Source organism: Planctomycetia bacterium (genome assembly GCA_015075745.1).
Classification (GTDB): domain Bacteria; phylum Planctomycetota; class Phycisphaerae; order UBA1845; family UTPLA1; genus UTPLA1.
This window is the reverse complement of sequence record JABTTW010000003.1, coordinates 206,358-231,930: the sequence shown is the minus strand read 5'-3', so window position 1 is coordinate 231,930 and position 25,573 is coordinate 206,358. Positions and strand designations below refer to the sequence as shown.

Sequence of the window (25,573 nt, the reverse complement as noted above, 5' to 3'; positions counted from 1 at the left end):
AATTGCCCCAACACATGCCCGGCACAAGCGTTGGCACAATCCCCGCGAGGTTTGTGTCACCTTATGTCACCTTGGGTTTTGATGCGTGTCGGTCGAAATCCGGAGCAACTGGTCGATGCCGAACCGCCCGGGCTGAAGACCGGGGCCCTTCTTGCGGGTCGGGGCACATTTTCGCGTCGGGCTGCGAAAGTTTTTTCAGAGGAGGTCTATCTAGAAGGTGAAGATCAGATTCGTCGTGACCCGGTGTTCGAAGATGTCGTTGTTCGACGTGGACTGCATGGGGAATTCCCACACGGCGCCCCAGGAGACGTGCTCGACGATGTTCCAGCGCGCGCCGATGCCGCCCCAGAAGGCGGCGTGGCCGGCGACCTTGCTCGAGCCGATGTTGGCGTAGTCCAGACCGCCGATGTCGAAGGGCAGGCGGTCGCCGTTGCTCAGGTAGTGGACCCCGTGGAACTCGATCAGCGGGAAGAAGACGTTTTCGAGTAGTTCGTAACTCGTGCTCAGGTTGTAACTGAGTAGATAATTGCCCTGGTGCTCGTCCATGGCGATGCGGCCGGCCACGTCGGCGATGAAGTGCCACTTGCCCCAGCCTTTGTAGGCGGTGATGAAGGGCGTCAATTCGTCCACGTTGCCATTTAGCGTTCCGGCGTGGCCGTTCGACAGCCGCCACCTGAGCCCGGTGGAGAGAAGAAAGTCATTCTCGGGATCGGCGTAAAGGGCATACTTGAGGCCGAGGGCGAGGTCATTCCAGCCGCTGTCGTCTTCAAGGATGGGACTCTCCAGGTGCGAGTAGCCATCGCCGGTGACCATGAACTGCAGGCGCTCCGTCAGAGCCAACCGAAGCTGGAGGAGGTAGACATTCAGATCGCCGCCCTTGAGCGCCGAGCCCTTCGGGAACTTGTTATAGAAATAGACGAAGCGAACGTCGGAATTGATGAACGGGTCTTCAAAGTACAGCGGCGAGCCCACCGGTCGCGGCTTATCTCGAAAGTTCGGATTTCCATAGAGGAAGCCCTTCCACAGCAGGGGCTCCGGCTCGGCGGCAGAGTTGGAGGATTTTGATTCGTCGACAAAAACTCTGGGGCCTGTCGGCTGCTCGTCTTCGGGCGATTCATGCAACGCCAATGGCTCGGAAGTAACGCGGCGCGACGGATCGGGGGCGGACGTTCGCCAGGGGTCATTCTCGGGATGCGAGGAATACTGCTGGGCCTGAGACGATTGAGCCAAGAGACCGAACAATCCGGCTGCCAGAATCGGGAGGCGGCAAATTCGGTGTGATCCGTCAGCCCTGAACATGGGGGGGCTCCAAACTTCCTGAATCAGGCTTGCACAATATGGATAATATCGGACTGCCGAGAGTGAAATGGGAGGGAATCTGCGATCCATGCGGCTTGAATAGCTCGGTTCGGATTCGTTGTTGCGCGATCAGGGTCACTGGAAGACGGGAAGGGCCAGGGAGCCTCGGTCGGCAAGGCTCTTTTCCGCGGGGAAATCGTCCGCTTCCGGGAGGTGCGCTCCGCCGTCCAAGTACCAGACCATAAGCTTTCGGTCGGCATCACACTCAGCGGTGTCGGGCATCCTCCAGTTCGGGTTCCATTGTCGTCGCTGGGCCAGGGTGCACTCGCTGCGGAGGAGAATACGTCCGGCGCGACGAGCGATGATGACGCCGTCGTAGAGGACGATCTTCCCGATGTCGGTCATCGCGGCGACCAATGGCTTGGCGCGGCCGGAGATTCGACCGCTGCTGCCCAGGCCGCGTGCGAGGACGACGGCCTCGTCGAGACTGGTTCGCAGATGGGCCATTCCCTGGAGCGGGACGCAGTGGAAGAGGTAGTGAGACTCGATGCCTTCATTTCGCAGGACATCGTAGAGGTCGATCAGGCTTTCGAGGTTGTCATTGACGCCGCGAAGCAGGACGTTTTGGGCATAGACGCGTACGCCTTCGGCCGTGATTTTTCGAAAGGCGTCGGCGACCTCCGGGCAGAACTCGACGGCGTGATTGATCTGCGTGGCGAGCTCCAGGCGGAGCGAGGATTTATTGCGGAAGATGTTCAATACGCGATCGTCGATGCGGCGCGGGTCCTGAGTCGGAATGCGCGTGGCGACGCGGGCGATCCTGATGTTCGGCGCGTGTTCGATGAGGGCGCGAAGGAGATAGTCCACGCGATCCGGGACGAGCAGAACATCGCCGCCGGTGATGAGGACCTCGCGAAGATCATCGCGCTGCGACGGGCTGCCGCAGTAGCGGGCGATTTCGGTCAGCTCGGATTCGGACAGGTTGTGTCGAGGATAGTTGGCGCGGATGCAGTAGCGACAGTGAGCCGCGCAGGCCAGGGTGGGTTCGATGACGAGCGTTCGGCGATAGAGACGTTCGATGCCGGGGATGGGGTGCGCGTGGGAGCCGATGTCGACCTCGGCTTCGTAGTGGCGCAGGTTGGCTTCGGAGGTGCCGATGTCTTCTTGTTCCGTGCGAGCGTATTGACGAGAAAGGGCCTGGAACTGGCCGGACTCTTCGCCGAAGCGCAGCTTGAGATCGAGAAGCTTGTCGCGCAGGAAGGGCGTGGTTAATTCACGGAACACGCGTTTGGACATCGGCGGTTACAACAGCCTCCGGCAGCGCTACGACGTCACTGTGACGCACGCCGCGTGACGACGAAAACGACGGCGGTTAACAGGAATATCGGTGGACAGTGCGGTGCGGGCTGATCTATTCAATCGTTGAGGCCGCTTTGCGAGTTTGGCTGCCGGAAGATGACGTATTTGTAGGCAGATGCGCAGGACTTGCCGAAGCGCGGCGGGGGTTGTCAGCGGCGTCGGGTTGACCCGCTGGAGAACCTGCCGATAGTCCCAGCGTAGACACCATGAAGGTCGGGTTGCGGAGCCATCGATGCCATTTTCAATCATTCAATTCGGCTCAGTGCTGATCGACGTCTTGATCGTCTGTTCGGTATTGGGTGTCGCATTGCGGCGGGATCATCGAGTTGAACGTTCGCCATATGGCATGAGACATGCGATTGCGATGGGTTTGATTCTGGGGATCGTGTTCGTGATCAAGATTCCGTGTTCCCGGCTGCTCGGGGTGAACGCCTTCGGGATGCTGAATCTGCTGTACCTGGACCTTGCGATTGTCGTTCCGGGTACGGCGGCGGTAATTCTGATTCTCGCGTCGGTCGGGAAAAACGCGGGATTCCGAATCTCGCGGACGCTTCGGATCATTTGTCTCCTGGCTTTGTCGGCGGCGCCTATCGCGGTTTTCTCCAGTCTTATCGAGCCGTATCGGTTGGAGGAATTGCAACGCGACATTCTTGTGTCGGACGCACGCGGGGGAGATTCGCCGATCGACATCGGCGTCCTTGCGGACATTCAGACCGATCACGTCGGTGAATATGAACGGGCGGCTGTTTCCCGGCTGATGCTTCATCGCCCCGACCTCATTCTCATAGCCGGGGATTTATTTCAGGGATCTCGGGATGAGTTTGAAGGGCAGATGTCCGCGATCAGGGAGATGCTGACGCCGCTTGACGCGCCGGGCGGCGTTTTCTTTGTGATGGGGGACGTCGACTGGTGGAGGGAGGATCAGGTTCGGCGGGCGCTGGATGGCACGCGCGTCCGGCCGCTGACGGACCAGATTGTGCGCCTTCGGGTGGGCGATCGGAATGTCACGCTCGGTGGGATCAGACTCAATTATGCCGACGAGGGGTCGAGGCGGGTCATTGCGGAATTGGAGACGGCGCCTGGCTCGGACGATTTGCGCATTCTATTGGCTCATCGCCCGGATGTTGCGTTTGAACTCAGCCAGGATTCGCGGATCGATCTGATTGTGGCCGGACATACGCATGGCGGGCAGGTTTGTTTTCCGTTTGTGGGGCCGCTCATCACATTGAGTGATGTTCCGCGGGAAGTTGCAGCGGGTGGGCTGCACGAGATGTCCGGCAACCAGATTTATGTGAGCAGGGGCGTTGGGCACGAGCGCGGTCAGGCGCCGCGTATCCGCTTCCTATGTCCGCCGGAGTTCTCAATTCTGACGGTTTTGAATCGGCCGGCCGCGGTGGCGCACGCGGATCGATAGGCGTCCGGTCTTTGGGGGGAAGGCCGATGATGCCGCGCTTATGCATCGGACATCGCTCCCCGTTATACTGCCCGAATTGGAATGAATGATCGTCGGGGGCAGCCCCGGTCACGACACAATCACGAGGCGAAGGCATGAAGACGAATACACTGATTGCGGTGGGAGGAATTGTCTTGTCACTCACGATGGCGAGCCTCGCGGACGAGGGAATGTGGCCGCTGAATCACCTGCCGCGCGAGCAGTTGAAGGAGACTTACACCTTCGAGCCGAGCGAGGCGTGGGTGGATCACGTGCGGCGATCGTGCGTGCGCGTCGGGGCGGGCGGCTCGGCGTCGTTTGTCTCGCGGGACGGTCTCCTGATGACGAATCATCACGTCGCGTCGGATTACATCTCCGACCTGAGCGACGAGTCGCACGATTACATCAAGAACGGCTTCTATGCCGCGACGCGCGACGCGGAGCTCAAGATTCCTCACGCAGAGCTGGACGTGTTGATGTCGATCGAGTCGGTGACGGACAAGGTCAACGCGGCCGTTACGCCGACGACTTCGGCGACGGAAGCCCAGGCGCTTCGCAAGAAGGCGAAGGCCGAGATTGAGAAGGAGGCGAAGGATCGCACGGGGCTGACACCGGAGGTCGTTGAGCTTTACCACGGAGCTCGTTTTGATCTGTATCTCTACAAGCGCTACACCGATGTCCGGCTGGTCTTTGCGCCGGAGTCGGGGATCGCTTTCTTCGGCGGCGATCTGGAGAACTTTGAATACCCTCGATACAACCTCGACGTCAGTTTTCTTCGTGCTTATGAAAATGGGAAGCCTGCGGAGACGCCGGACTATCTCAAGTGGAGCCCCGTGGGTCCCAAGGAGGGCGAACTCACTCTCATCGCCGGTCATCCGGGGCGGACGCAGCGACTTTACACCGTCGAGCATCTGAGGTTTCTGCGCGACGTTCACGTTCCGCTGATCCTAAATGCCTATAACGAGCGGGAAGTCGCGCTGAATCAGTTTTGCGGCCGGAGCCCGGAGAACAATCGGATCGGGCGTGACGATCTCTTCGGCATCCAGAACGGGCGCAAGGCATACAACGGCATTTTCGAAGGTTTGATCGACCAACAACTCATGAGCATGAAAGAGGCAGCGCAGGCGGCGCTGAGTAAGTTCATCCATGAGAGCCCGGCGCGCCAGAAGAGTTACGGCAGCGCGCATACCGATCTGGCGAAGGCGCTGGACGAACTTCGCAGCTATTACCCGGAGTATTTTCTGCTGGCCAATCGCCGGGCCTCGCTTTGCCGGCACTTTTCGATCGCGCTGAAGCTGGTGCAAAGCGCCGAAGAGCGCGGCAAGCCGGACGGCGAACGACTGGAAGAATATCGCGATGCGAATCTGCCATCGCTGGAGCTCGATCTGTTTTCCGAGGCGCCGATTTACGCGGCGCTGGAGCAGTTTCGATTTGCGGACGGCATGATCCGGCTTGCCCGGGTGCTGGGTGGAGAGCACCCGGCCGTCAAGACGGCACTGGGGGGGATTGATGCCCAGGGTCGCGCGGCGGCGCTGTTGGCCGGGAGCAAGCTGAAGGACGTGGGGTATCGCAAGCGACTTTATGAGGGCGGGGCGAAGGCGATTTCGGAGAGCGATGACACGATGATCAAGCTGGCTCGCGAGATGGACCCGATCATTCGCAAGACGCGCAAGCGTTACGAGGACGGCTACGAGAGCACGGAGACGGGGGCCTATGCCAAGATCGCCCAGGCGCTTTTCGATATGCACGGCGACAAGGTGTATCCGGACGCCACGTTCACGCTTCGTCTGGCGCTGGGCACGGTGATGGGCTATGAGGAGCCGGGCCGAACAGTCCCGGCGATGACGACCCTGCGCGGGCTTTTCAAACTGGCGGCGCAAAAGGAGAACCAGCCGCCGTACGATCTTCCGCCCCGATGGGTGGAGAAGAAGGATGCGCTCGACCTGTCGGTGCCGTTTAACTTCGTCTGCACGAACGACATCATCGGCGGCAACAGCGGCAGCCCGATCTTCAACAAGAACGCGGAGATTGTCGGCATCGTGTTTGACGGGAACATCTACGGACTGGTGTGGGATTTCCAGTTTGATCAGAAGCGCGCCCGGGCGGTCGGCGTTCACAGCCGGGCGATTATTGAGGCGCTTCAGAAGGTATACGAGGCGGATTCGCTGGTGAGCGAGATTCTCGGGAAATAAGCTCCCGAGTCGTCGACGCATTCATACTGATCAGTCGTTCCGCTCCGGTGACTTGCGTCCAGCGGTCTTGAACCATCTTTGAGATTTGGGCGCGTTTCGTGCGAACGGTTCACTCTTGTTCACACATGATTAGACAATACGCACGGGCCGGAGGCCCATGCCACCCTATGGGGCGAAACCGCTGCGCCAGGGAATGACCCGCCGCATCAAATCCCGCAACGTCGCGCCGGCTTCAAATGTGGTCGAGCGCTTCGGAAAGCTCCGACATCAGATCGTGCCAATCCTCGAGGCCCACGCTTAGGCGCACTCCGCCGGGTACGAGACCGTGTTCTGCCTTGCGCTGCGGCGGCAGGGCGGCGTGGGTCATGCTGTATGGGCACTCGATGAGCGTCTTGATCTGACCCAGTGAAACAGCCAGGGTGATGCAGTAGGAATTGGCGGCGATCCAGTCGATGAGTCGCTCGCCGGGATTGTCATTGTCAGATTTCCGGCGAAGGACGAAGTAGATCATCGAGCCGGGGGCGAAGTGGCCTCCCTCGTCGACCATCTGTTTCTTGGCGAGTTCGAACTGCGGGAAGTTTGCCAGTCCGGGGTATCTGACGTATTCGACCTTCGGATGATTCTCCAGGAAGCGGGCGATGTGATGCGCCGTCTTCTGGTAATTTGCCATGCGGGCAGCCAGTGAGGGCAGGCCGTACACAAGGGGAGGCCAGGCGCTCTTAGGCGACAGCGAGGCGCCGAAGTCCTTGCGGTACATGACGAGCGAATCGTGCAAAGACTTGGGCCCGGCAACGACGCCGCCCAAGTCGGTGCCGAAACCACCAATGGCCTTGGTGAGCGACTCGACGACGACGTCGGCGCCGAGGGTCACGGGCCTTTGGCAGAATGGGCTGGCGAAGGTGTTGTCGACCACCATCCAGACACGATGTTCGGCGGGGCGATGGCGGTTGATTTCGTCGAGGGTCCGCCGTGCCGCGGCGATGTCGATGAGCTGCATATCGGGATTGACCGGCGTTTCAAAATAGAGGATGCGGGTGTTTTCGCGAATGTTATTGGCGATGGACTGAGGATCGACGAAGTCTGCAAAGGACGTTTCGACGTTGATTCGCGGGAGCCAGTTGGTCATCAGGGAATAGGTGCATCCGTAGATCGTTCGATGGCTGAGGATGTGGGCGCCGGCGGGAGCGAGGATGCCGAGGGCCGCGCTGATGGCGGCCATACCCGTTGCGAAACAGACGGCGCACTCGGCTCGCTCGGCGACGGCGAGATTTTCCTCCAGCATGCCGCGCGTGGGCTCATCGAGGCGGTCGTAGATGTAAATGGGGCCGCGCTCTTTGCTGTCGGGGGAGAGGTGGCCGAACTCGACGAAGCCCTGGGCGCCGCGGCTCGCCGAATCGAGGCGAAAGGTTGCACTGGAGGTCATCGGGGGAACCACGTGGTGGTCGTAATCCCACTTTCGCGAGCGGCCAATGCCGTGAATCAGCCGCGTGCGGACGGCGCGATCGGATTCGAGCGGATAGGACTTGGCGTCGGGTTCATTCGTATGTCCGAATTCTTCTTTCATCATGGGGACCGTTCCTCTTCGTCATTTGCACTGGCCAGCGGGGCATAGGCAGCTTGGCGGACGTCCGACATTCGGACCCCGTACTCGTGGCGAAGATGTCCCAGACGGGTGTCGGCCGCGACCGACGACGGAAGCCCCAGCCGATCACGCAGCAACTCAACCGGAATTTTCGCGGATTCCGCGAGTTGTCCAAGCGTCATGGAACCCCGAATTTGCAAATCAGGGGTGCGTTGTCCGGCGGCCGGTTTGTGGTCTTCAACGGCGCGGGCGACAGAATCCCGTTGTCCATTTTGGCCTCCACGGGTCAAAGGGCCATCACTCACCATCTGTGATGCCCACCATGTCAAACCGGCGAGCACCACGGCGATACCGCCAAGAAAGGCAAGGCCCACCAGATTTCGTTTGACGGCGGAGGTGGGACGGCTCGACGGATTGGAACTGAGCAGTCTCTGCGTGAGTCCGCAGACCCATGCCCAGTGGAGTGCGATATGAAGGACGATGATGGCAAAGAGTCCGGCGGCGAGCCAGAAGTGCAGGTCCCCCCAATCATGTCGCGTCCAGTCCCACAGTACGCGACCTCTGCTGCCCGGTGGAAGGGCGAAGCGCAGGATGAGGCCCGTGGCTGTCATCGCGAGGATAACGGCGAGGGTCAGTAAATCCACGATGTAGTTGACTTTTCCGCGATGCATGGGATACCTTCTCGGCCGCGCACCGACACAAGCAAGAGCGAGGGCGTCGAACGGGGCGCGGCTTTAACTGATTGTCCCCTTGACGCGCAGGGCCGACAGAATCAGGTCGGCGGCCTGCTGAACGGTGAAGCGCTCCATGTTCAGGAAGATGTCGCAGCGAGCCGGATCGTTAACTTCCTTGCCGAAGTGATGCCGGATGAACCGGGCCCGCTCATGCTCGATTTCCTCGATTATTCGGGCCGCGCGTTCAAGAGAGACCTGCTTTGATTTTGCATACGAGGTGACGCAGAAATCTCTTCCGGCTTGTATTCTGACACGCAGGCCGACTTGCTGCGGTAGAATCAAGTCCGCTGCCCGTCCGAGGAAGATTGCGTGTCCCTTTCTCGCCAGCGAGAGAATCGTCTCTGAAAGCCTGTTGAAATAGTCGTCCAGAACGCCGCGTCCGCCGCTCATGCCTTCTATGAGGCTTTCCAGCCAGTTGAGGTCCCGTTCATCCATGGACTCGTAGAGCTGACGGCGGCAATCGTCGTTGCCCGCCATGGCCTGGAGGATTTCCCGGTCGAACAAGGGCCAACCGAGCTTCAGGCTGAGGAGCGTGGCCACCTCGCGACCGGGCAGGCCGACCGCGCGAGAGATGGCGATGAAGTCGGCGACCTGTCGATCGCCCGATAGTGGCACAACGCCCCGCCGAGTCTGGGCAAGCTCCCAGTTTCGCATTTGGCGTTCGACAATCCGGTCGATACCGGGAGACTGATGATGTACTGAACCGGCCATGACGTACCTCCGCAGGATGGGGACAGCAAATCTCGTGCCTGACGCGATAAGGTGGTTCCCAAGGGGCCTAGAGCGTTTTGCGCTTTTCTGTAGCGACTCCGCAGTGCGTGAAGTAGCCCAATGCATCTGAGGGGCTGATCGCGGCGATGGCCTTTGCCATTCCGGTGCATAGTTCCTCAAAGTTTCTGGCGGCCGCGGTGCGCAGAATCTGTTTGGCCTTTGACCACATCATCTCGATCGGGTTGAAGTCGGGCGAGTACGGGGGCAGGAATGCCACGTGCGCGCCGACGGCAGCGATGGCTTCGTGTGCACCGACGGCCTGATGAGATGCCAGATTGTCCATGACCACAATGTCGCCGGGCTGCAGGGCCGGAGCCAGAACCTGGCGGACGTATTCGGTGAATGAGGCGCTGTCGATGGCACCGGACAAGATCATCGGGGCAATGGCGCCGCGAAGGCGCAATCCGCAGAGCATGGTCGTGGTTTGCCATCGTCCATAAGGGGCGTGGGCTTTGACCCGCTGACCGCGCAGCGCTCGGCCGCGCAGGCGCGTCAGATTGGTCTTCGCTGAACTTTCGTCAATGAATACAAGGCGATCGGGATCGAGGCCTCCTAATTGCCGACGCCAGTGTTCACGCTGAATTCTCACATCCGGGCGGTTCTGCTCATCCGCGAAGAGCGACTTTTTTTTAGCGACAGCTTCATCTTGCGGAGCGAGCGGCAGAGATGTCCCAGGGTGATCTTCAGGCCCAGCCGGTCGCGGAGTTCCGCCAACGTCGCATCAGGTTGCGCCTCCACCAGCTTGCGGAGTCGCTTTTTCCGAGATTCATTTAGTCGGGGGATCGGTCCCGTGCGATGCGGAAGCGGCGCGATCGTCCCCAACTCGCGACGCCGCTGCTTGAGTCGTCGAACCCAGGCTGGCGACACATCGAACGACTTTGCAACCGGAGTAGTCCCGTGCCCGGCATCGCACGCTGCCAGCACCCGCCTGCGCAAATCCATCGAATAGGCTTCCATGCCAAAGTACTCCTTTGGCAATGAGCCTAACCCCTAGTGCACTATGGCGCTAGAGGAACGCGCAATCCGCTCTAAATGTCAAAAGATCATATGTAGCCGGAGAGCAAATGGCCGCCGTCTACGCGTACCCATCTGGCACTATGGGGGGATAAACCCCGCTTCACGGCTGCCAGGTCTGGAGCATGTGGATGTAATTTCCACGTAACAGGGATGACGGGTCCGGACAGCGAAGCAGATTCATGCTTCCGCACATTTGCTGGATCGACTCGTATTCATGCACTTCCATCCATGTTTTGATCTCCTGGAGCATGTGCCCGATGTGGCCGATGCCGTGCTTCAGGACAGCGGAGACGATCTGCACGGCGTTGGCGCCGCTCATGATGGCCTTGACCGCGTCGATGCCGGAATGGGCGCCACCGGTCACGGCGAGGGAGCCTCCTACATGGCCGGAAAGGATGGCGAGCCAGCGCAAGCGCAGCAGCAGTTCGGAGGCGTGAGAAAGGTGCAGGTGCGAAGTGTATTCCAGATCTTCGAGTGAGATGTCGGGCTCGAAGAATCGGTTGAAGAGGACGAACCCGCTGGCACCGACTTCTTCGAGTCGCGCCGCAAAGTGAGCGGGGGCTGTGTAGAATGGGGACAGTTTGATGGCCAGGGGGATCTTCGTGATGCGTCGGACTTCCAGGACCACCTGTGCCGTTCGTTCTTCAATGGCGACGGCGGATTCATCCGGGGACGTTGGGATTTGAAATACATTCAGTTCGAGGGCACTGGCGCCGGCCTGCTCGATTAACTGGGCGTACTCCAGCCATCGGCCGAGCGTGCTGCCATTGAGCGATGCGATGACCGGGATCTGCACGGCATGGCGGGCGCGCTGAACGTGCTCGATGTATTCCGCGGGACCGAGCATGTAGTCCTCGGGCGAGGGCAGGAACGACAGGGCTTCGCCGAACGAGTTGGCGTGATAGTCGACCGATCGATGGGTGGCCATGGACTCGGCCGAAATCTGCTCTTCAAAGAGAGATCGCAGGACGACCGCCGCCACGCCCGCATCTTCAGCCTGACGAATTCCGTCCAGGGTATCGGACAGAGGGCCTGCCCCGAGCACCAGCGGGTGAGGCAGGGTGAATCCGAGGTACTGGGTTTCGAGGTTCATATCCATAACTCCAGGCAGCAGTGGGTAGGTTGCATGGAACTAACTCCCTATGGTGACTGTCTCACACATCGGCCACCGCCGGTTCTTGAGGCGCGGCCGGGGCGGATTGCGATTGCCCGTCGCCATTGCCGGAACCGGGAACCCGAAGGCCGGCCATGTGCTGATAGACGGCGATTCGTCGCTGGGCGGCTTTCTGCGCTTCGGCAGCGAGCCACTTGAAGCGCACCGGATCGATTTTCTCGACCATGCGGAATCGGGTTTCGTTTCTCATGTATTCGTTGACCGGGATTTTGCCGGCCGGGGCATCGACGATCAGCGGCGCTTCGCCGGCGGCGGCTCGTCGCGGGTCGTATCGATAGAGCGGCCAGATGCCGGAATCGACGGCGCGTTTTTGCTGGTCGGCTCCGTACTGCATGTCATAACCGTGAGCAATGCAGTGGCTGTAAGCGATGATGAGTGAGGGGCCGTGGTAGTCCTCGGCTTCGCGAAAGGCCTGAACGGTGTGATTGTCCTTGGCGCCAAAGGCGATGCTGGCGACGTAGACGTGCCCGTAGGCCATGGCCATGAGCCCCAGGTCTTTCTTGTTGGTGGACTTGCCGGCTGATGCGAACTTGGCCGCCGCGCCGATCGGAGTCGCCTTGGACTGCTGGCCACCCGTGTTGGAATAGACCTCCGTATCCAGCACGAGGACGTTGATGTCTTTGTCGGTCGAGAGAATGTGATCGAGCCCGCCATATCCGATGTCGTATGCCCAGCCGTCGCCGCCGACGCACCAGACGCTTTTTCTTACGAGATAATCCGCGAGGGACTGAAGCAGCCTGGCCTCCGGACGATCAATCGTTGCGAGCTTCTCTTGAAGCACGGCCACACGCTGTCGCTGAGCGAGAATGGATGCGTCGTCGTCCTGCTCGGCGTTGAGGATCGAGTTGACCAGTTCATCTCCCAGCGAGCCCGCCAGGGATATCAGCAAATGGCGGGCAAAGCCGCGATGGGCATCAACGGCGAGGCGGAAGCCGAAACCGAATTCGGCATTGTCCTCGAAGAGTGAGTTCGACCAGGCCGGGCCGCGGCCATCTTCGTTGACGGTATATGGCGTCGAGGGCAGGTTTCCGCCGTAGATGGATGAACAGCCGGTGGCATTGGCGATGAGCAGGCGATCGCCGAAGAGCTGGGTGAGCAGCTTGACGTAGGGCGTCTCACCGCAGCCGGCGCAGGCGCCGGAGTATTCAAAGAGGGGAAGGAGCAACTGAGAGCCTTTGACGTCGAGGCGCTCGATTCGTGTGCGGTCGGGATTGGGGAGTTTCAGGAAGAAGTCGTAGTTCTCGCGCTCGGGCTCCCTGAGCGGGGCCTGCGGGTGCATGTCGATCGCCTTGTGGCGAGGATTCGACTTGTCCTTTGCCGGGCAGACGGACACGCATACCTTGCAGCCGGTGCAATCTTCGGGAGCGACCTGGATCGTGAACTTGGCGCCTGCGAAGTCCTTTGTCTTCCAGTCGGTGCTCTTGAACGTGTCGGGGGCGTTTGCGAGGTGCTCGGGTTCGTAGACTTTGGCGCGAATGGCCGCGTGAGGGCAGACCATGGCGCACTTGTTGCATTGAATGCAGAGCTTCTCGTCCCAGACGGGAATCTCGAGGGCGATGTTTCGCTTTTCCCATTGGCAGGTGGCGGTCGGCCAGGTTCCGTCGATCGGAAACGCACTGACGGGAAGGAGATCGCCCTTGCCCTTCATCATCATGGCGGTGACGCGTTTGACGAAGTCCGGGGCCTGCGCAGCCACGGTGGCGGGCCTGCTTCGAGAAACCGTCACGGAGCCTGGAATAGGGACTTCGTGAAGGTGCTTGAGTGTTTCGTCGACGGCCTCCCAGTTTCTGCGGACGACTTCGTCGCCCTTTTTGCCGTAAGTTTTCTTGATCGACGTCTTGATGTGAGCGATGGCCTCATCGGGGGGCAACACGCCGGATATGCCGAAGAAGCAGACCTGCATGATAGTGTTGATGCGGGTGCCCATGCCGGTGGCCTGGGCGACGCTGTTCGCATCGATGACGAACATTTTGAGCTTCTTTTCGAGAATGGTCTGCTGGACTTCTGCGGGGAGGCGCGACCAGACTGCGTCCTTGTCGACTGGGGCATTGAGAAGGAACACGGCACCGGGGCGGGCGTATTCCAAGACGTCGTATTGATCGAGGAAGTTGAACTGGTGACAGGCGACGAACTGGGCGCGCTTGATGAGATAAGTCGAGCGGATCGGCCGCGGTCCGAAACGCAGGTGGGAGATGGTGATGGCGCCGGATTTCTTGGAGTCGTAGACGAAGTAGCCCTGGGCATAGTTTGGGGTCTCTTCGCCGATGATCTTGATGGAGTTCTTGTTGGCGCCGACCGTACCGTCTGCGCCGAGCCCGAAGAACACGGCGCGGAATACGTCGTCCGGCTCGATGTCCATCTCGGGGTCAACGTCAAGTGACAGATGGGTCACGTCGTCGACGATGCCGACGGTGAAACGCCGCCTGGGGTTTGAACTCGCCAACTCGTCGTAAACGGCCTGGACACATGCCGGGGTGAATTCCTTGCTCGACAGGCCATATCGCCCGCCGATGATCCGCGGCATGGCGGGCATGGGCAGTTGGCCTTGCGCTTGCGCTTCGTGAAATGCCGTGATCACGTCCAAGAGCAGCGGCTCGCCGAGTGCGCCCGGCTCCTTGGTGCGGTCGAGAACAGCGATCGATTGGGTGGTCTTCGGCAGGCAGTCGAGAAATGCCGCGAGCGGGAAGGGGCGATAGAGCCTGACGACGACGAGGCCGATCTTGTCGCCGGACTTGACGCGCTCCTCAACCAGCTCACGACAGGCCTCCGCGCCGCTGCCCATCATGACGATGACGCGCTCGGCCTCGGGGTGGCCGAAGTAGTCGAATAACCGGTAGGTGCGGCCGGTGAGCTCGGCAAAGCGATCCATGGTTGTCTGGACGATGGCCGGGCAGGCGTCGTAATAGGAGTTGCACGCCTCGCGGGCCTGGAAGAAAGTGTCAGGATTCTGGGCCGTACCCCGAATGACCGGGCGATCCGGCGTGAGCGCTCGATCGCGATGGGCCTTTACGAACTCGTCGCGGATCATGGCTCTCAGGTCGTCATCGCTGAGCAGGTCGATCTTGGCGACCTCGTGCGAGGTGCGGAAGCCGTCGAAGAAGTGGAGGAAGGAAATGCGGCTCTCCAGCGACGCGGCGGTGGCGATGCACGCCATGTCGTGGGCTTCCTGAACCGAGGCCGCGCCCAACATGGCGAAGCCGGTCTGGCGGCAGGCCATGATGTCGGAGTGGTCGCCGAAGATGGACAGGGCGTGGGTGGCGAGAGTCCGGGCGGCGACGTGCATGCAGAAGCCGGTCAACTCGCCGGCGATCTTGTACATGTTGGGGATCATGAGCAGGAGGCCCTGCGAGGCGGTGAAGGTTGTCGCCAGGGCGCCGGCCTGCAGTGCCCCGTGAATCGCGCCCGCGGCGCCGCCTTCGGATTGCATTGCGGTGATCGAAGGGACGACGCCCCAGATGTTCTTAACGCCCCTGGTTGCCCATTCGTCGGCGAACTCGCCCATGGGGGAGGACGGGGTGATGGGATAGATGGCGATGACTTCGTTAATGCGATGCGCGACGGAGGCGACTGCCTCGTTTCCGTCCAGGGTCACAGTTTGTGGTGTTTCCATCGCGAATGGTCCTCCGAGGTCTGGGCCAGGTGGCGCCTGCTGAAACGCTGCAAATGCCGATGCAGGCCGAAACTCAGACCGGCCCGGCGACACGGAGACTCCGATGGCTGGACCTGAATGACAAATTCCAATTACCGGCACGACTGCCGCGAAGTCATGTAGCAACGAGCGTTCCAGAGGCCGGTCGTCGACTTTGCGAGCAATTCGCGATGATCGGGTTGCGTTTTAGGGCATTTTTCCGCATCTATCCCGTACTTTTCGGATTCGCGGCGGGGGCGGGATGGCGCTAATTGACAGAGTCCCAGGGGTTTACTAAACCCCAGGGTGCCGATGGCCCGTGGTCTGGTCTCGGAGATAAATCGGGCGGCGGCTGGATGGCGCCCAATGGCTTCCAGGGTCTCAATCCGTGCCGGTTGCTGACATTGATCCAAACCTAACGCACTCCGGGAGTCAGCCGCTTAACTCGGCGGATCGGCTCATGCTGATCGCCCATCGAGCCATGCGCGGCGTCGGGCACGGCGGCTTTCAGTGCCAGAGCCACGTTTGGCTCGCCGGGAGGATCGACGCCGAGCGACTGGGCGAGGCCATCGGGCGTTTGGCGGCGTCATTTCCCGTTATCACCGGCCGCCTTGAGGAGGGCTCGAACAACGGGGTTCCCAGGTGGCGCTTTGATCCTCAACGCGTGCCTCGACTGCAACGGGCCGCACTCCCTACTGATGACCCCGCCGAGGCCCGGGCCTATGGGGAAAAGTTGTTTGTGACTCCGATGGACCTGGACCGGGATGCGCCGATTTCGTTTCATCTGCTGCGTCAGCCGGGTGGTCGCGACGTGTTCATCCTTCACTTCAGCCACGTTTTGATGGATGGCAAGGCGCCGGAGTTCGTCCTGAGGGAGTTGAGCCGTTGCCATGAGGCAGTTGCATCGGAAGGCGCGGGGCCCGCAGAATCGATTGACGCTCGTCCGAGAGATGAGATGTCCGAGCACCTTTTTCGATACCCGCGAAACAGGCGAATCAAGGCGGCGCTGTCCGTTATCCGGCAGAATATTCGACTGCCCGGCAAGCCGATCATCATGACGCCGCCGGATCAAATGGCGTGGGGTTGTGAGCCGTACGGCATCGAGGTGCATGCGCTTTCTGCGGAGCAGACGCGTCAGGTTGAGCGACGGGCCAGGGCGATATGCGGATTCGTCAATCTGACGCCGCTCATTCTGGCCAGTGCCTTTCGGGTCGTGGCCCGACTATCACGGCATCCGCAGAAGCCGGGATCGATCTTCAGAACGGACGTGCCGCTCAACCTTCGCGCACCGGGGCGAGCGGATCCGATCTTTCGAAACTTCATGTCGTTCATTCAGTTGGAGATTCGGCGGCAGGCGCTTGAAGACCGCGACCGGGCTTCGAAGCTGCTGCACGATTCGATGCGGGACCAGATTCGGCGTTCCATCGAGCTTGGCAATTTGCAGATGATGTCGTGGCTTGCTCCGCGCGAGAAACTGCTGGAGCGTCACATTCGCGACCAGGCAGAGAAGCAGCCGGCCACTTTCGGATTTGGGTTTCTCGGTCCGGTCATCGCCGATCTGGAGACCTTTTGCGGACAGCCGACCAGCCTGGTCTATACGCTCAACTCGGCGCTTTCTCCGCCCGGTGTGACGTTACAGGTAAACCAGTATCGCGGCTGCCTTCACTTGATGGCCACGTACATCGTCGGACCGGTGAGTCGCGCGGGGGCAGGAGAGTTTCTCAGCGCGATTGCCGAGGATCTGTGCGGTGAATGATCGGTTCCGGGTGGATATGCGGGTCTCCTGGTTGCCCCATGTCGGCGTGATTGGGGAGTGAGCGTTTCGGCTGAATCCCGTTTTGAATGATGCCAGAGAGATCGCGGGAGAAGCGTGGGCCTCCGCGCACTTGTGCCGCGAGCCATTTAACAGAACAATAGTCGCAGAATCACGGCCGGACGGCGTTTTTGCCGCGCAATCAGTAAATTCAGTCAATGGAGAATTCTTATGCTTCGTGTCAGAGATTTCAGATTTCGTCGAGTCAGTCTTCTCGGATTACTTGCGGCCCTGACCGTCAGTACCGCCATGGCGGAGTCGGTCGTCATCAAGCGCAAGTTTGAGGCCGGGTCGTCCTATCTTTTTGAATCGAAGATTCATGCGACACGTGTCATGAGCGGCATACCCAACGTTCCGAAGGGCGAGTCGATGAAAATGCAATTCGACACCGTGCTTTGCCGTCGCGAGCAGGTGAAGGATGGGGCGATGGGCAAGAAGGAGGTCACAGCTACCTTCGAGCGCGCGGTGCAGATCTTCGACATGCCCATGATGGGCGGCACTCTTGAGTTCGATTCCGACGATGCTGAGAACGAGGAGGCCGCGCCGCTGTTGGCAACCATCTTCGGGCCCATGGTTGGTGAGTCCATCAAGTATGAAGTGGGGCGCGATGGAAAGGTGCTGAACTTTTCCGGCATGGATGAGATCGCCAAAAAGATCGATGCCAAGGCGACCATGAACATGTTCTGGACGGAGATGAAGAGTGAGTTCACGGACAAGGTGGGACGCCGCCAGTATGCCGAGGATCCGCTCATGATTTACCCCGGCAAGGAAGTCGCCGTGGGAGATACATGGTCGGCCACTTCCAAACAGGAACGCCCCCGGACGGGCACTGTCGTGGAAAATGTCACCTATAAGCTCGATCGCATCGGCACGGAAAATGGACGAAAGGTCGCCTTCATCAGCTACACAATTGACGAATCAAGCGAGGGCGGCGACGTGGATAAGAAGGCCGACGACGCGAAGGGGGAAAAGAAGGGTAGCGGCACAAAGGTTAAGGGCTCCGGCAAAGGGAAGGCGATATATGACATCGAGCTGGGCGTGATCGTCAGCAATGAGACCGATAGCAAGTCGGATATCAGGATGTCGCTATCGGAGGTGGGTGGTGGGGAAGGCACGATGAAGATCAGCATCGCCGTCAAGTCCAACACGCGGATGATCTCGGAGGCTGACAGAAACAAGCAGAAGGAAGAGGCGGCACAGAAGATCGCCGCTCGCAAGAAGGCCCAGGCGGAAGAAGAGGCCGAAGATGAGGAGGACGACGACGAAGATGATGATGACAGCGACGGCGAGTAATCAGACTCGGGCTGATGGCCGAGCGGACGAGTTTGGTGCGGTGGCCCGGATTCGTCGCGATGGCTTTCATTGAGGCGACGCTGCCTGTCGTTCGGTTGGTGAGCCTGGAATCGGAGTGATTGATATGTTCAAGATGGCCCATGGTGGTTTTGTTTGCGTTTCTCGGCTCACCTTTATTGTTGCTGCCTCTGCGTTGATGGGAAGCAGCGGCGAGGCTCGCGGTGAGGGCGACTGGATGCAATGGGGCGGCCCCAGCCGCGACTTTAAGGTTGACTGCGACAATCTGGCCAAGAAGTGGCCCAAGGACGGTCCGCAGAAGCTCTGGGAGATCGAGCTCGGGGATGGATACTCCGCCGTTTCATCTGATGGCAAGTTGCTTTACGCCATGACGACGAAGCGAAAGCAGCTTGAGGAGAAGAAGTGGGACCTGGAAGGCAAGGAAGCGATCATCGCGCTCGACGCCGCGACCGGCAAGACGCGCTGGGAGTACACCTACGACGCCAACTGGGAAAAGGACATGCAGATGGACTTCGGCCTCGGGCCGCATTCCACGCCGCTCATCGTTGGCGACCGACTGTTCGCCGTCGGGTGCATGTGCATGCTCAACTGTCTCGACAAGAACACCGGCGAATTGATCTGGTCGAAGGACCTCCGCAAGGAATACGAGGCCGGCACCCTGGCCTTCGGCTATAGTGCCAGCCCGTTGGCATATAAGGATACGATTATTCTGCCGGTCGGCGGCGAAGGCAGGGGCGTTATCGCCCTGAAGCAGTCCGACGGCACGCTCGTCTGGAAGAATCAGGATTCCAACGGCACCCATGCTTCGCCGCTCCTCATTGATATTGACGGGGAGCAACATGTCGTGATTTTCGCCGACAGCGGCGCGAGCGGACTTAATCCCGCCGACGGCTCGCTCATTTGGAATGCCCCACACAAGACGCAGTGGGACGCGAACATCTGCACGCCGGTCTGGTGCAAGGACAACATCCTCTTCGTCTCGTCGGCCTACGGGAACGGGGCCCGGGGAATGAAGATCAGCAAGAAGGACGGCAAATGGTCGGCGGAGGAGTTGTGGTACAACGCGAAGATGAAGATTCACCACGGTAACGCGGTGGTGATTGGCGACTATGTGTACGGCTCCAGCGGCGACTTCGGCCCGGCCTTCTTCGCGTCCGTGAATATTCATACGGGCGAGTTCGGCTTCAAGAAGCGCGGCATCACCAAGGCCACGTGTGTCTATGGCGACAAGAAGCTGATCGTCCTCGATGAGGACGGGCGACTGAATCTGGCGAGGGTCAGTCCGAAGAAGATGAAGATCCTCTCGAAGTGCGAGGCCTGCACCAAGATCGCATGGACCGTCCCCACGCTCGTGGACGGCACCCTTTACGTGCGGGATCGCAAGGTCCTTAAGGCCTTCGACGTCAGCGACGGCAAGAAGACGGCCGTATCGGTGCGCTGAGGGTCGCCGGCGGCTGAGTCGATCCGCTTGCCGGGTTGGCGCTGCTTATTCAGGCAGTTCCATGGCCATGAGGGACTTGTCGACATCCTTGCCGAAGTCTTCCTTGCAATGTTCTGAGCACAGGTGCAGGGTGTAGCCGTGCGCCGTGAGTGAGTGTTCGGCCTTGCCGTCCATGCCGAGGGCGCAGCCGGCGCACTTGGTGACGACCTTGTCGGTCTTTCCATCGACCGCATCCGCCTTCGCCAGCCGGGCCTCAATGGTCGATGCGTCAGCATTGGCGGGGGCGGACTTTTCGCAGCCATATGCGAACAGGCCGAGGCCGGCGGTTGTCAGGATCAGGGCGGAAATCCGAATGTTTTGAACGCTCATGTCATTGCTCCCGTGTGAAGGCCTTCAATCCGTTGGCGGGTGACGACTCGGTGTACGAGCCCGCTGATGTCATCAAGCCTCGTCAAGTTTCAAGAAATCCAATTTATCTGTGACCAGGTTCAGTAGTGCGCACGTTCTTGGGTTCGCCCGATAGAGCGCGCCGGGGTTGATGATTCGACATTCTCCGACGCGGCGGTCGGCGCGCTTGTGCGTGTGACCATGGAAAAGGTAGTCAAAGTCGTGGTCTATTTCCGTGGCGACGGCGAAGCCTCTCTCGTGACCGTGATAGACGGCGATGGTCTTACCCGCCAGCTCGATGCGCACGGGCTGCTGGGGCCAGGGAAGGCCAAGCGATTGGACATATTTTTTCACCAGTGGCGTGGGGTCGTCGCAGTTTCCCCAGACGAAGGTGCAGGGGCGGCCGGCCAACTCGGCGAGGACGTTGTCACCGCAGATATCGCCGCAGTGAATGAAGTACTCGGCTCCGCGATCGGTCAAGGTCTTGATCGCCCGGGCGGTGGCGGCGGCGTCGCCGTGGCTGTCCGACATGATTCCGATGAGCATGTTGGTCGGTTCACTCCCGTTTCCGAGCTGACGCACTCATTCACTGATCGCAGGCATGGTACCAGAATTGCTTCAATGTGTGGGCAGGGGAGCCGGCGAGCAGCCGATTGATGGAACGTAAGGAGTATCAGTAGGCCTTGCGCTCGCGCTGCGAGGGAATGCCGAGCTGGGAGCGGTATTTGGCGACGGTTCGACGGGCGATCGGTACGGTGGTCTGTGCGTTGACGAGTTTCATGATCTCGTCGTCGGTGAGCGGGTTGGATTTGTCCTCGCCGTCGATGATTTCCTTGACCTTGGCTTTGATGCTGTTCCAACTGACGGTCTCGCCGGTCGAGTCGGTGGTCCCGCCGGAGAAGAACTGTCGAACCGGGAAGAGGCCGCGCGGCGTCTGGACGTATTTACCGTCCACGGTGCGGCTGATGGTGGAGGGGTCGCAGCCGAACTCCTCGGCGAGGTCGCGCATGCGCAGGACCTTCATGAACTGCGGCCCGAAGTCGAAGAACTCGCGCTGTCGGTCCACCAGGACCTTGGCGATTTCCAGCAGCCGGTCGCGGCGGTATTGGATGGCGTCGATCAGGACGCCGGCGGACTCGACGCGCTGTTTGATGAAGGCGCGGGTCTCTTTGTCGAGCATCTTGTCCTGGAGCATCTCTCGATACTGAGCGGAGATTCGCAGGCGCTGAGTATTGCCGCGCGCGAGGCGAACCGTGTAGCCGTCCCCGTCATCGGAGTAGTCGATGAGAATGTCCGGCGAGATTCGCGGGACGTCATTCGGCTGAACGAGCAGGCCGGGATGGTGATTCAACTTTCCGATGACCAGCAGGGCCGCCTTGATGTCTTCGATGGAGCGGCCGGTGGCCTTGGCGACCTGAGGATACTGGTTTTTTCCGAGATCGCTGAGGTGATTGCTGACCAGTTCGGCGTAAAAGGGATCTGTTTCATTCTTGGCGGCGAGCTGAATCAGCAGGCACTCGGTCAGATCCCTTGAGGCCACGCCGATCGGCTCCAATGTCTGGACGACGCAGAGCGCGGACTCCATGGCGTCAATCTCCAGTGGAGGCGTACGCGACAGGGCGATCTCCTCAAGCAACCGCCGCCGCTCCTCGTCGGTCCTGCGAATGATGAGGGGAGTCGTCTCGACGCCGTCGCCGTTGTCGCCGGGGGCGTGATGCTCGACTTCGCGTCGGAGATAGCCGTCCTCGTCCATCCAGTCGATGATGGCTTCGCCTGCCGTGCGAGTGGCGGGATCGCAATCGATCAGGGCCCATTGGCGGACCATCAGTTCGCGAAGGCCTTCGCCGCGCGAGGCGGTGTTGGCCATGGCATCCATTTTGGCGTTGCGCTCGCCATCGCCGTTGCCTGCGCCTCGGCTATACGGGAGGTCGCCGGGGTCGAATTCGTATTCCCGGCCAAGTTGATCTAGTCGCTCAAAGCTTTCGGCCTCGGCCTGGCTTTTCTCGGACGTGGGGGGCTCCTCGCGAACGTCTTCCGTCGGGGAGGTGGGTTCCGTTTCCGGTTCTTCCAGAACGGGGTTCATTTCCATTTCTTCGCGCACGCGAGCCTCCAGCGCGAGGAGTGGAAGCTGCAGAATCTCCATGGACTGAACAAGCTGCGGACTGAGCCGCTGTTCCAGTCGCATTTGCTGCGAGGGTATCATGGAGAGATATTGAGACATCAAGAAGAGCTCTCTAAGCGCCTTTCCGGTAGCGGTTTAGACGCAGACCCGGACGATGGACTTTTCGGCCGAAGGGCTCGTCGGCTCAACAAGATTATACACGAATATCCGATTTGCGGTCGGGAGAATCAAGTTCGCGGCACGGGATTTGCCTGCCGCGACGCCGCCGAGCCGGTCGTTTCATGCGTTCGGATCCCATCCCTGAATATATGTTGCATATGTGTGCATAGTATGCTATTATGAATCCTGATGGATGCGAAACACGAACGATGGGAGGCGATTCGCGGAATCGTTCGGGAGTTGGGTGTCGGCACGCAGGCAGACCTGCGCAAGGCCCTGCGGGCGCGCGGCATTGTGGTGAACCAATCGACGCTGAGTCGCGACCTCCTGGAGATGGGCATTCGCAAGGCCGGTGGAAGTTACGTCTTCCAGCAGGCCGAGGCCGACTCGGGGCCTGATCTCGTTGATCTGTCCGGTGTGGTGCTGGGCTTCACGATTTGCGGTCCGAATTTGATCGTCATTCGGACGGCGACGGGTCAGGCCCAGGGCGTGGCGTCGCTGATCGATCAGCACGCGGAGCCTGTGATACTGGCAACGATTGCCGGGGACGATGCGATTTTCGTGGCAACCAAGACGCGGCGAACTCAGGTCGTCGCACTGCGGCGACTGGAACAATGGTTTGGAGACAAGCATGAGCGATAGCAAGAAGTGCGTCCTGGCTTACTCAGGCGGGCTGGATACGACCACGATCGTCATATGGCTTCGCGAACGCGGCTACGACGTTCACGCGGTGCTCGTCGACGTGGGTCAACAGGAAGACATGGAGGCGCTTTGCGAGAAGGCGCTTCGTCACGGTGCGAAGTCGGCGATCATTCGCGATGCGAAGCCGGCCATGTTCGAGTCCGTCATTCCGCTGGCCATTGGACTTGGCGCCACTTACGAAGGCAACTATCGCCTTGGCACGGCGCTGGCCCGTCCGTTCATCGCCCTGGAGCAAGTGCGACTGGCCAAGGCCCTCGGCGAGGCGACGCTGGTTCACGGCGCTACGGGAAAAGGCAACGATCAGATCCGCTTTGAATATGCCTATCACTCCCTTGCGCCGGAGTGCCCGATCCTGGCGCCGTGGAAGTGCTGGGAACTTTCCGGACGCGCGGACATGATCGCCTACCTTCACGCGCACGGCGTGAAGGATGACTTCTCGGTCACCAAGGACTACAGCCTCGATGAGAACCTTTGGCACCTGAGCGTCGAGGGAAGCGAGCTTGAGGATCCCGCCGCACTCGTTGATGTGAACAAGGTGCTTCGCGCCGTGAGCGGCAGGTTCTCGGGCGGCCCCTCTGCCGAAACGGCCCCGCAGCAGGTTCGCGTCGGATTCGACCGGGGAGTTCCCGTCAGCATTGATGGTCTGCCGGTCAGCCTGCCGCAGATTGTGGCCCGGCTGAATCGTACGTACCGCAGCGCTGCCTGGGCGTGGGACATGGTCATTGAGAACCGCTTCACCGGCATCAAATCGCGCGGGCTATACATCAACCCCGCGGCGAAGCTGCTGCATGTCGCGGTCGACGCCCTGGCTCGATGCACGCTGAACAAGCCGACCTACGACGCTTACTGCGAACTGGGCCGTCAGTTTGGTACGATGATGTATCGGGGAGAGTACTTCTCGGATCAGCGCGCGCTGCTCCAGGCTTCGGCTGGCGCGGTGATGGCCCATCTGACGGGCGAGGTCACGGTTCAGCTCACGCCGACGACTCATGTTTCGAAGATCGACGCACCCGCAGCGATTTTTCGCAAGGACCTGGCGACGTTCGAGCAAAGCGACTTTTCCCATCAGGATGCGGCGGGCTTTGTCAAGCTGAGCTGGCTGTCGCAGGTGGGCCCGCGATGCGTGGAGGATGCCGATGGCAGCGCTTTGGAAACAGGAGCAGACTCTTCATCCTACCTTTGCATCGATCAACCGCTGCCTCGAAGCGGACTGGTTTCTGTTGCCGTATGAATTGAGACTCCAGCGTGCCCATGCCGTTGCACTAACCGTCGCTGGAATCCTTTCGCAGCGCGAGCAGGCGGCCATCGACTCGGCGCTTACGGACATCGAGCGAAAGTTCGACCATGCTCCGTGTCCCGACTCCGACGCGGAGGATCTGCATACTTGGGTTGAGCAGCAGCTCACTGCCCAGGCAGGGGATGCCGGGCGAAAGATTCACACGGCCCGGTCGCGCAACGATCAGGTGGCGACCCTGCTGAAGATGTTCGTCATCGACGCAGGTAAGCGGCTCGCGTCGGATTCGCGTTTGCTGGTCGAGGCGATGTGTGAGCGAGCCGTCGAGTGGAGCGAGATGATATTTCCGTTGCAGACCCACGCGCAATTCGCCGCGCCCGGGAACGTCGGCTTTTGGGCCTTGCGGTACGCCGCTTCGATGGACCGCATTCGGCGACATGCGGGCTTTCTGGTCAGCGAGTGGGCGGAATTCTGCCCGCTGGGGAGTGGGGCGGTGGCCGGCTCGTCGATTCCGATCGACCGCCACATTCAGGCGAAGGAACTGGGGTTTGTCCGGCCGTCCCGTAATGCGCTGGAATCGACGTCGTGCCGCGATGAGATTGTGGAATGGCTGGCGGTGGCGGCGCAGACGGCTCTTCATCTTCAGGCGTTGGCGACGGACATCATCATGTTTTCTCAGACGCCGCTTGGCTGGACGGTGTATCCGAAGGAATTCGCCACAGGCTCCTCGATGATGCCGAACAAATCGAATCCCGACGCGATGGAGCTTTTGCGCGGCGAGGCCTGCATGGTGCAGGCGGCCCATTCCCAGGCCATTTTGACGCTGAAGGGGCTGCCCAGTGGTTACAATAGAGACCTGCAGTGTCTCAAGCCGATCGTGCATCAGGCGGCAGCGAGGCTGGCGATGCTGATGGAGATGACGATCGCCTTCTGCCGGGGGATGCAATTTAGTGCCGAGCGCCTGGCAGCATCCTGCAAACAGGGAGGGATTGGGGCGACCTTGCGCATGGAAGCAAAGGTTGCCGAGGGAATACCGCTTCGAGAGGCCCATCACGGCGTGGCGGAAGAGTTGAAGTCCGCTGCCGGCAACGCCGACGCCGACGTGTGGGCGGATCGGGCCGACTTGTACCAGACGATCGGCGGCGCGTCGCCGGCCGAGACGCGAAGGATGGCTGGGGAGATATTGGGGGAAGTCAGAGGGCTCAAGAGTTGATCA

At 60.5% G+C, this 25,573-nt stretch carries 20 protein-coding genes; 8 read left to right on the top strand and 12 right to left on the bottom strand.

The features are described 5' to 3' along the window. Positions 1–210: 210 nt before the first annotated feature. Entirely contained in the window at positions 211–1,299 is a 1,089-nt protein-coding gene (locus tag HS101_19340; protein MBE7508418.1) for a hypothetical protein, read from the bottom strand. Positions 1,300–1,434: 135 nt separating this feature from the next. Further along, entirely contained in the window at positions 1,435–2,583 is a 1,149-nt protein-coding gene (locus HS101_19335; GenBank protein ID MBE7508417.1) for a radical SAM protein, read from the bottom strand. A 421-nt stretch (positions 2,584–3,004) separates the two neighbouring features. On the opposite strand from HS101_19335, the gene HS101_19330 reads away from it, so the two are divergent. Continuing rightward, positions 3,005–4,072, top strand: coding sequence for a metallophosphoesterase (locus tag HS101_19330; GenBank protein MBE7508416.1), 1,068 nt, complete (start codon positions 3,005–3,007; stop codon positions 4,070–4,072). 134 nt (positions 4,073–4,206) lie between these two features. Beyond that, complete coding sequence (locus HS101_19325; GenBank protein ID MBE7508415.1) at positions 4,207–6,282, top strand: S46 family peptidase; 2,076 nt, start codon at positions 4,207–4,209, stop codon at positions 6,280–6,282. 232 nt (positions 6,283–6,514) lie between these two features. Here HS101_19325 and HS101_19320 read toward each other — a convergent pair whose 3' ends face one another. The 7 genes from HS101_19320 to nifJ all read right to left on the bottom strand — a co-directional run bounded on the left by HS101_19320 (position 6,515) and on the right by nifJ (position 15,170). Continuing rightward, the gene (locus HS101_19320) at positions 6,515–7,849 is read right to left on the bottom strand and encodes a PLP-dependent transferase (protein MBE7508414.1); all 1,335 of its coding nucleotides are present in this window, start codon (positions 7,847–7,849) and stop codon (positions 6,515–6,517) included. Further along, on the bottom strand, positions 7,846–8,535 hold the full coding sequence (locus HS101_19315; GenBank protein ID MBE7508413.1) for a DUF4405 domain-containing protein: 690 nt from the start codon (positions 8,533–8,535) through the stop codon (positions 7,846–7,848). Before HS101_19315 ends, HS101_19320 begins: the two co-directional genes overlap by 4 nt. Positions 8,536–8,598: 63 nt before the next feature. After that, positions 8,599–9,309 carry a cytidylate kinase-like family protein gene (locus tag HS101_19310; protein MBE7508412.1) on the bottom strand — a complete coding sequence of 237 codons (711 nt, stop codon included), beginning with the start codon at positions 9,307–9,309 and terminating at the stop codon, positions 8,599–8,601. Between the two features lie 67 nt (positions 9,310–9,376). Beyond that, a complete protein-coding gene (locus HS101_19305; GenBank protein MBE7508411.1) occupies positions 9,377–9,958 on the bottom strand; it encodes an IS630 family transposase in 582 nt (193 codons plus the stop codon). Further along, the gene (locus HS101_19300) at positions 9,955–10,326 is read right to left on the bottom strand and encodes a transposase (protein MBE7508410.1); all 372 of its coding nucleotides are present in this window, start codon (positions 10,324–10,326) and stop codon (positions 9,955–9,957) included. Before HS101_19300 ends, HS101_19305 begins: the two co-directional genes overlap by 4 nt. 160 nt (positions 10,327–10,486) lie before the next feature. Next, a complete protein-coding gene (locus HS101_19295; protein MBE7508409.1) occupies positions 10,487–11,479 on the bottom strand; it encodes a dihydroorotate dehydrogenase-like protein in 993 nt (330 codons plus the stop codon). A 61-nt stretch (positions 11,480–11,540) separates the two neighbouring features. After that, positions 11,541–15,170: a pyruvate:ferredoxin (flavodoxin) oxidoreductase gene (gene nifJ, locus HS101_19290; GenBank protein MBE7508408.1), complete on the bottom strand. Its 3,630-nt coding sequence runs from the start codon at positions 15,168–15,170 to the stop codon at positions 11,541–11,543. A 478-nt stretch (positions 15,171–15,648) separates the two neighbouring features. On the opposite strand from nifJ, the gene HS101_19285 reads away from it, so the two are divergent. The 3 genes from HS101_19285 to HS101_19275 all read left to right on the top strand — a co-directional run bounded on the left by HS101_19285 (position 15,649) and on the right by HS101_19275 (position 19,753). Continuing rightward, positions 15,649–16,944 (top strand): hypothetical protein, encoded by a 1,296-nt coding sequence (locus HS101_19285; protein MBE7508407.1) that lies wholly within the window; start codon positions 15,649–15,651, stop codon positions 16,942–16,944. Positions 16,945–17,172: 228 nt separating this feature from the next. After that, positions 17,173–18,294 (top strand): hypothetical protein, encoded by a 1,122-nt coding sequence (locus HS101_19280; GenBank protein ID MBE7508406.1) that lies wholly within the window; start codon positions 17,173–17,175, stop codon positions 18,292–18,294. Between the two features lie 124 nt (positions 18,295–18,418). Further along, positions 18,419–19,753: a PQQ-like beta-propeller repeat protein gene (locus HS101_19275; GenBank protein MBE7508405.1), complete on the top strand. Its 1,335-nt coding sequence runs from the start codon at positions 18,419–18,421 to the stop codon at positions 19,751–19,753. A 45-nt stretch (positions 19,754–19,798) separates the two neighbouring features. Here the strand turns inward: HS101_19275 and HS101_19270 are convergent, their stop codons facing one another. The 3 genes from HS101_19270 to rpoN form a co-directional block, all read right to left on the bottom strand. After that, on the bottom strand, positions 19,799–20,122 hold the full coding sequence (locus HS101_19270) for a hypothetical protein (protein ID MBE7508404.1): 324 nt from the start codon (positions 20,120–20,122) through the stop codon (positions 19,799–19,801). Positions 20,123–20,194: 72 nt separating this feature from the next. Further along, on the bottom strand, positions 20,195–20,686 hold the full coding sequence (locus HS101_19265; protein ID MBE7508403.1) for a YfcE family phosphodiesterase: 492 nt from the start codon (positions 20,684–20,686) through the stop codon (positions 20,195–20,197). Positions 20,687–20,813: 127 nt separating this feature from the next. Beyond that, a complete protein-coding gene (rpoN, locus tag HS101_19260; protein ID MBE7508402.1) occupies positions 20,814–22,361 on the bottom strand; it encodes an RNA polymerase factor sigma-54 in 1,548 nt (515 codons plus the stop codon). A gap of 249 nt (positions 22,362–22,610) precedes the next feature. Here rpoN and HS101_19255 point away from each other — a divergent pair, with 249 nt between their 5' ends. Genes HS101_19255 through argH form a run of 3 tightly spaced genes read left to right on the top strand, consistent with a single transcriptional unit; the run spans position 22,611 to position 25,570 of the window. Continuing rightward, complete coding sequence (locus HS101_19255; protein ID MBE7508401.1) at positions 22,611–23,063, top strand: arginine repressor; 453 nt, start codon at positions 22,611–22,613, stop codon at positions 23,061–23,063. After that, positions 23,053–24,354, top strand: coding sequence for an argininosuccinate synthase (locus HS101_19250; protein MBE7508400.1), 1,302 nt, complete (start codon positions 23,053–23,055; stop codon positions 24,352–24,354). The genes HS101_19255 and HS101_19250 overlap by 11 nt, the downstream gene beginning before the upstream one ends. Beyond that, a complete protein-coding gene (gene argH, locus HS101_19245) occupies positions 24,260–25,570 on the top strand; it encodes an argininosuccinate lyase (protein ID MBE7508399.1) in 1,311 nt (436 codons plus the stop codon). The genes HS101_19250 and argH overlap by 95 nt, the downstream gene beginning before the upstream one ends. The last annotated feature ends 3 nt before the right edge of the window (positions 25,571–25,573 follow it).

Excerpts from the sequence above, each read along its gene's own strand:
- HS101_19330 (MBE7508416.1), top strand. The coding sequence starts at position 3,005 with ATGAGACATGCGATTGCGATGGGTTTGATTCTGGGGATCGTGTTCGTG.
- HS101_19310 (MBE7508412.1), bottom strand. The coding sequence starts at position 9,309 with ATGGCCGGTTCAGTACATCATCAGTCTCCCGGTATCGACCGGATTGTC.
- HS101_19255 (MBE7508401.1), top strand. The coding sequence starts at position 22,611 with ATGGATGCGAAACACGAACGATGGGAGGCGATTCGCGGAATCGTTCGG.
- HS101_19250 (MBE7508400.1), top strand. The coding sequence starts at position 23,053 with ATGAGCGATAGCAAGAAGTGCGTCCTGGCTTACTCAGGCGGGCTGGAT.
- HS101_19340 (MBE7508418.1), bottom strand. The coding sequence starts at position 1,299 with ATGTTCAGGGCTGACGGATCACACCGAATTTGCCGCCTCCCGATTCTG.
- nifJ (MBE7508408.1), bottom strand. The coding sequence starts at position 15,170 with ATGGAAACACCACAAACTGTGACCCTGGACGGAAACGAGGCAGTCGCC.
- HS101_19280 (MBE7508406.1), top strand. The coding sequence starts at position 17,173 with ATGCTTCGTGTCAGAGATTTCAGATTTCGTCGAGTCAGTCTTCTCGGA.
- HS101_19325 (MBE7508415.1), top strand. The coding sequence starts at position 4,207 with ATGAAGACGAATACACTGATTGCGGTGGGAGGAATTGTCTTGTCACTC.
- HS101_19265 (MBE7508403.1), bottom strand. The coding sequence starts at position 20,686 with ATGCTCATCGGAATCATGTCGGACAGCCACGGCGACGCCGCCGCCACC.
- HS101_19315 (MBE7508413.1), bottom strand. The coding sequence starts at position 8,535 with ATGCATCGCGGAAAAGTCAACTACATCGTGGATTTACTGACCCTCGCC.
- argH (MBE7508399.1), top strand. The coding sequence starts at position 24,260 with ATGGCAGCGCTTTGGAAACAGGAGCAGACTCTTCATCCTACCTTTGCA.
- HS101_19270 (MBE7508404.1), bottom strand. The coding sequence starts at position 20,122 with ATGAGCGTTCAAAACATTCGGATTTCCGCCCTGATCCTGACAACCGCC.
- HS101_19295 (MBE7508409.1), bottom strand. The coding sequence starts at position 11,479 with ATGAACCTCGAAACCCAGTACCTCGGATTCACCCTGCCTCACCCGCTG.
- rpoN (MBE7508402.1), bottom strand. The coding sequence starts at position 22,361 with ATGTCTCAATATCTCTCCATGATACCCTCGCAGCAAATGCGACTGGAA.
- HS101_19300 (MBE7508410.1), bottom strand. The coding sequence starts at position 10,326 with ATGGAAGCCTATTCGATGGATTTGCGCAGGCGGGTGCTGGCAGCGTGC.
- HS101_19285 (MBE7508407.1), top strand. The coding sequence starts at position 15,649 with ATGCTGATCGCCCATCGAGCCATGCGCGGCGTCGGGCACGGCGGCTTT.
- HS101_19275 (MBE7508405.1), top strand. The coding sequence starts at position 18,419 with ATGTTCAAGATGGCCCATGGTGGTTTTGTTTGCGTTTCTCGGCTCACC.
- HS101_19320 (MBE7508414.1), bottom strand. The coding sequence starts at position 7,849 with ATGATGAAAGAAGAATTCGGACATACGAATGAACCCGACGCCAAGTCC.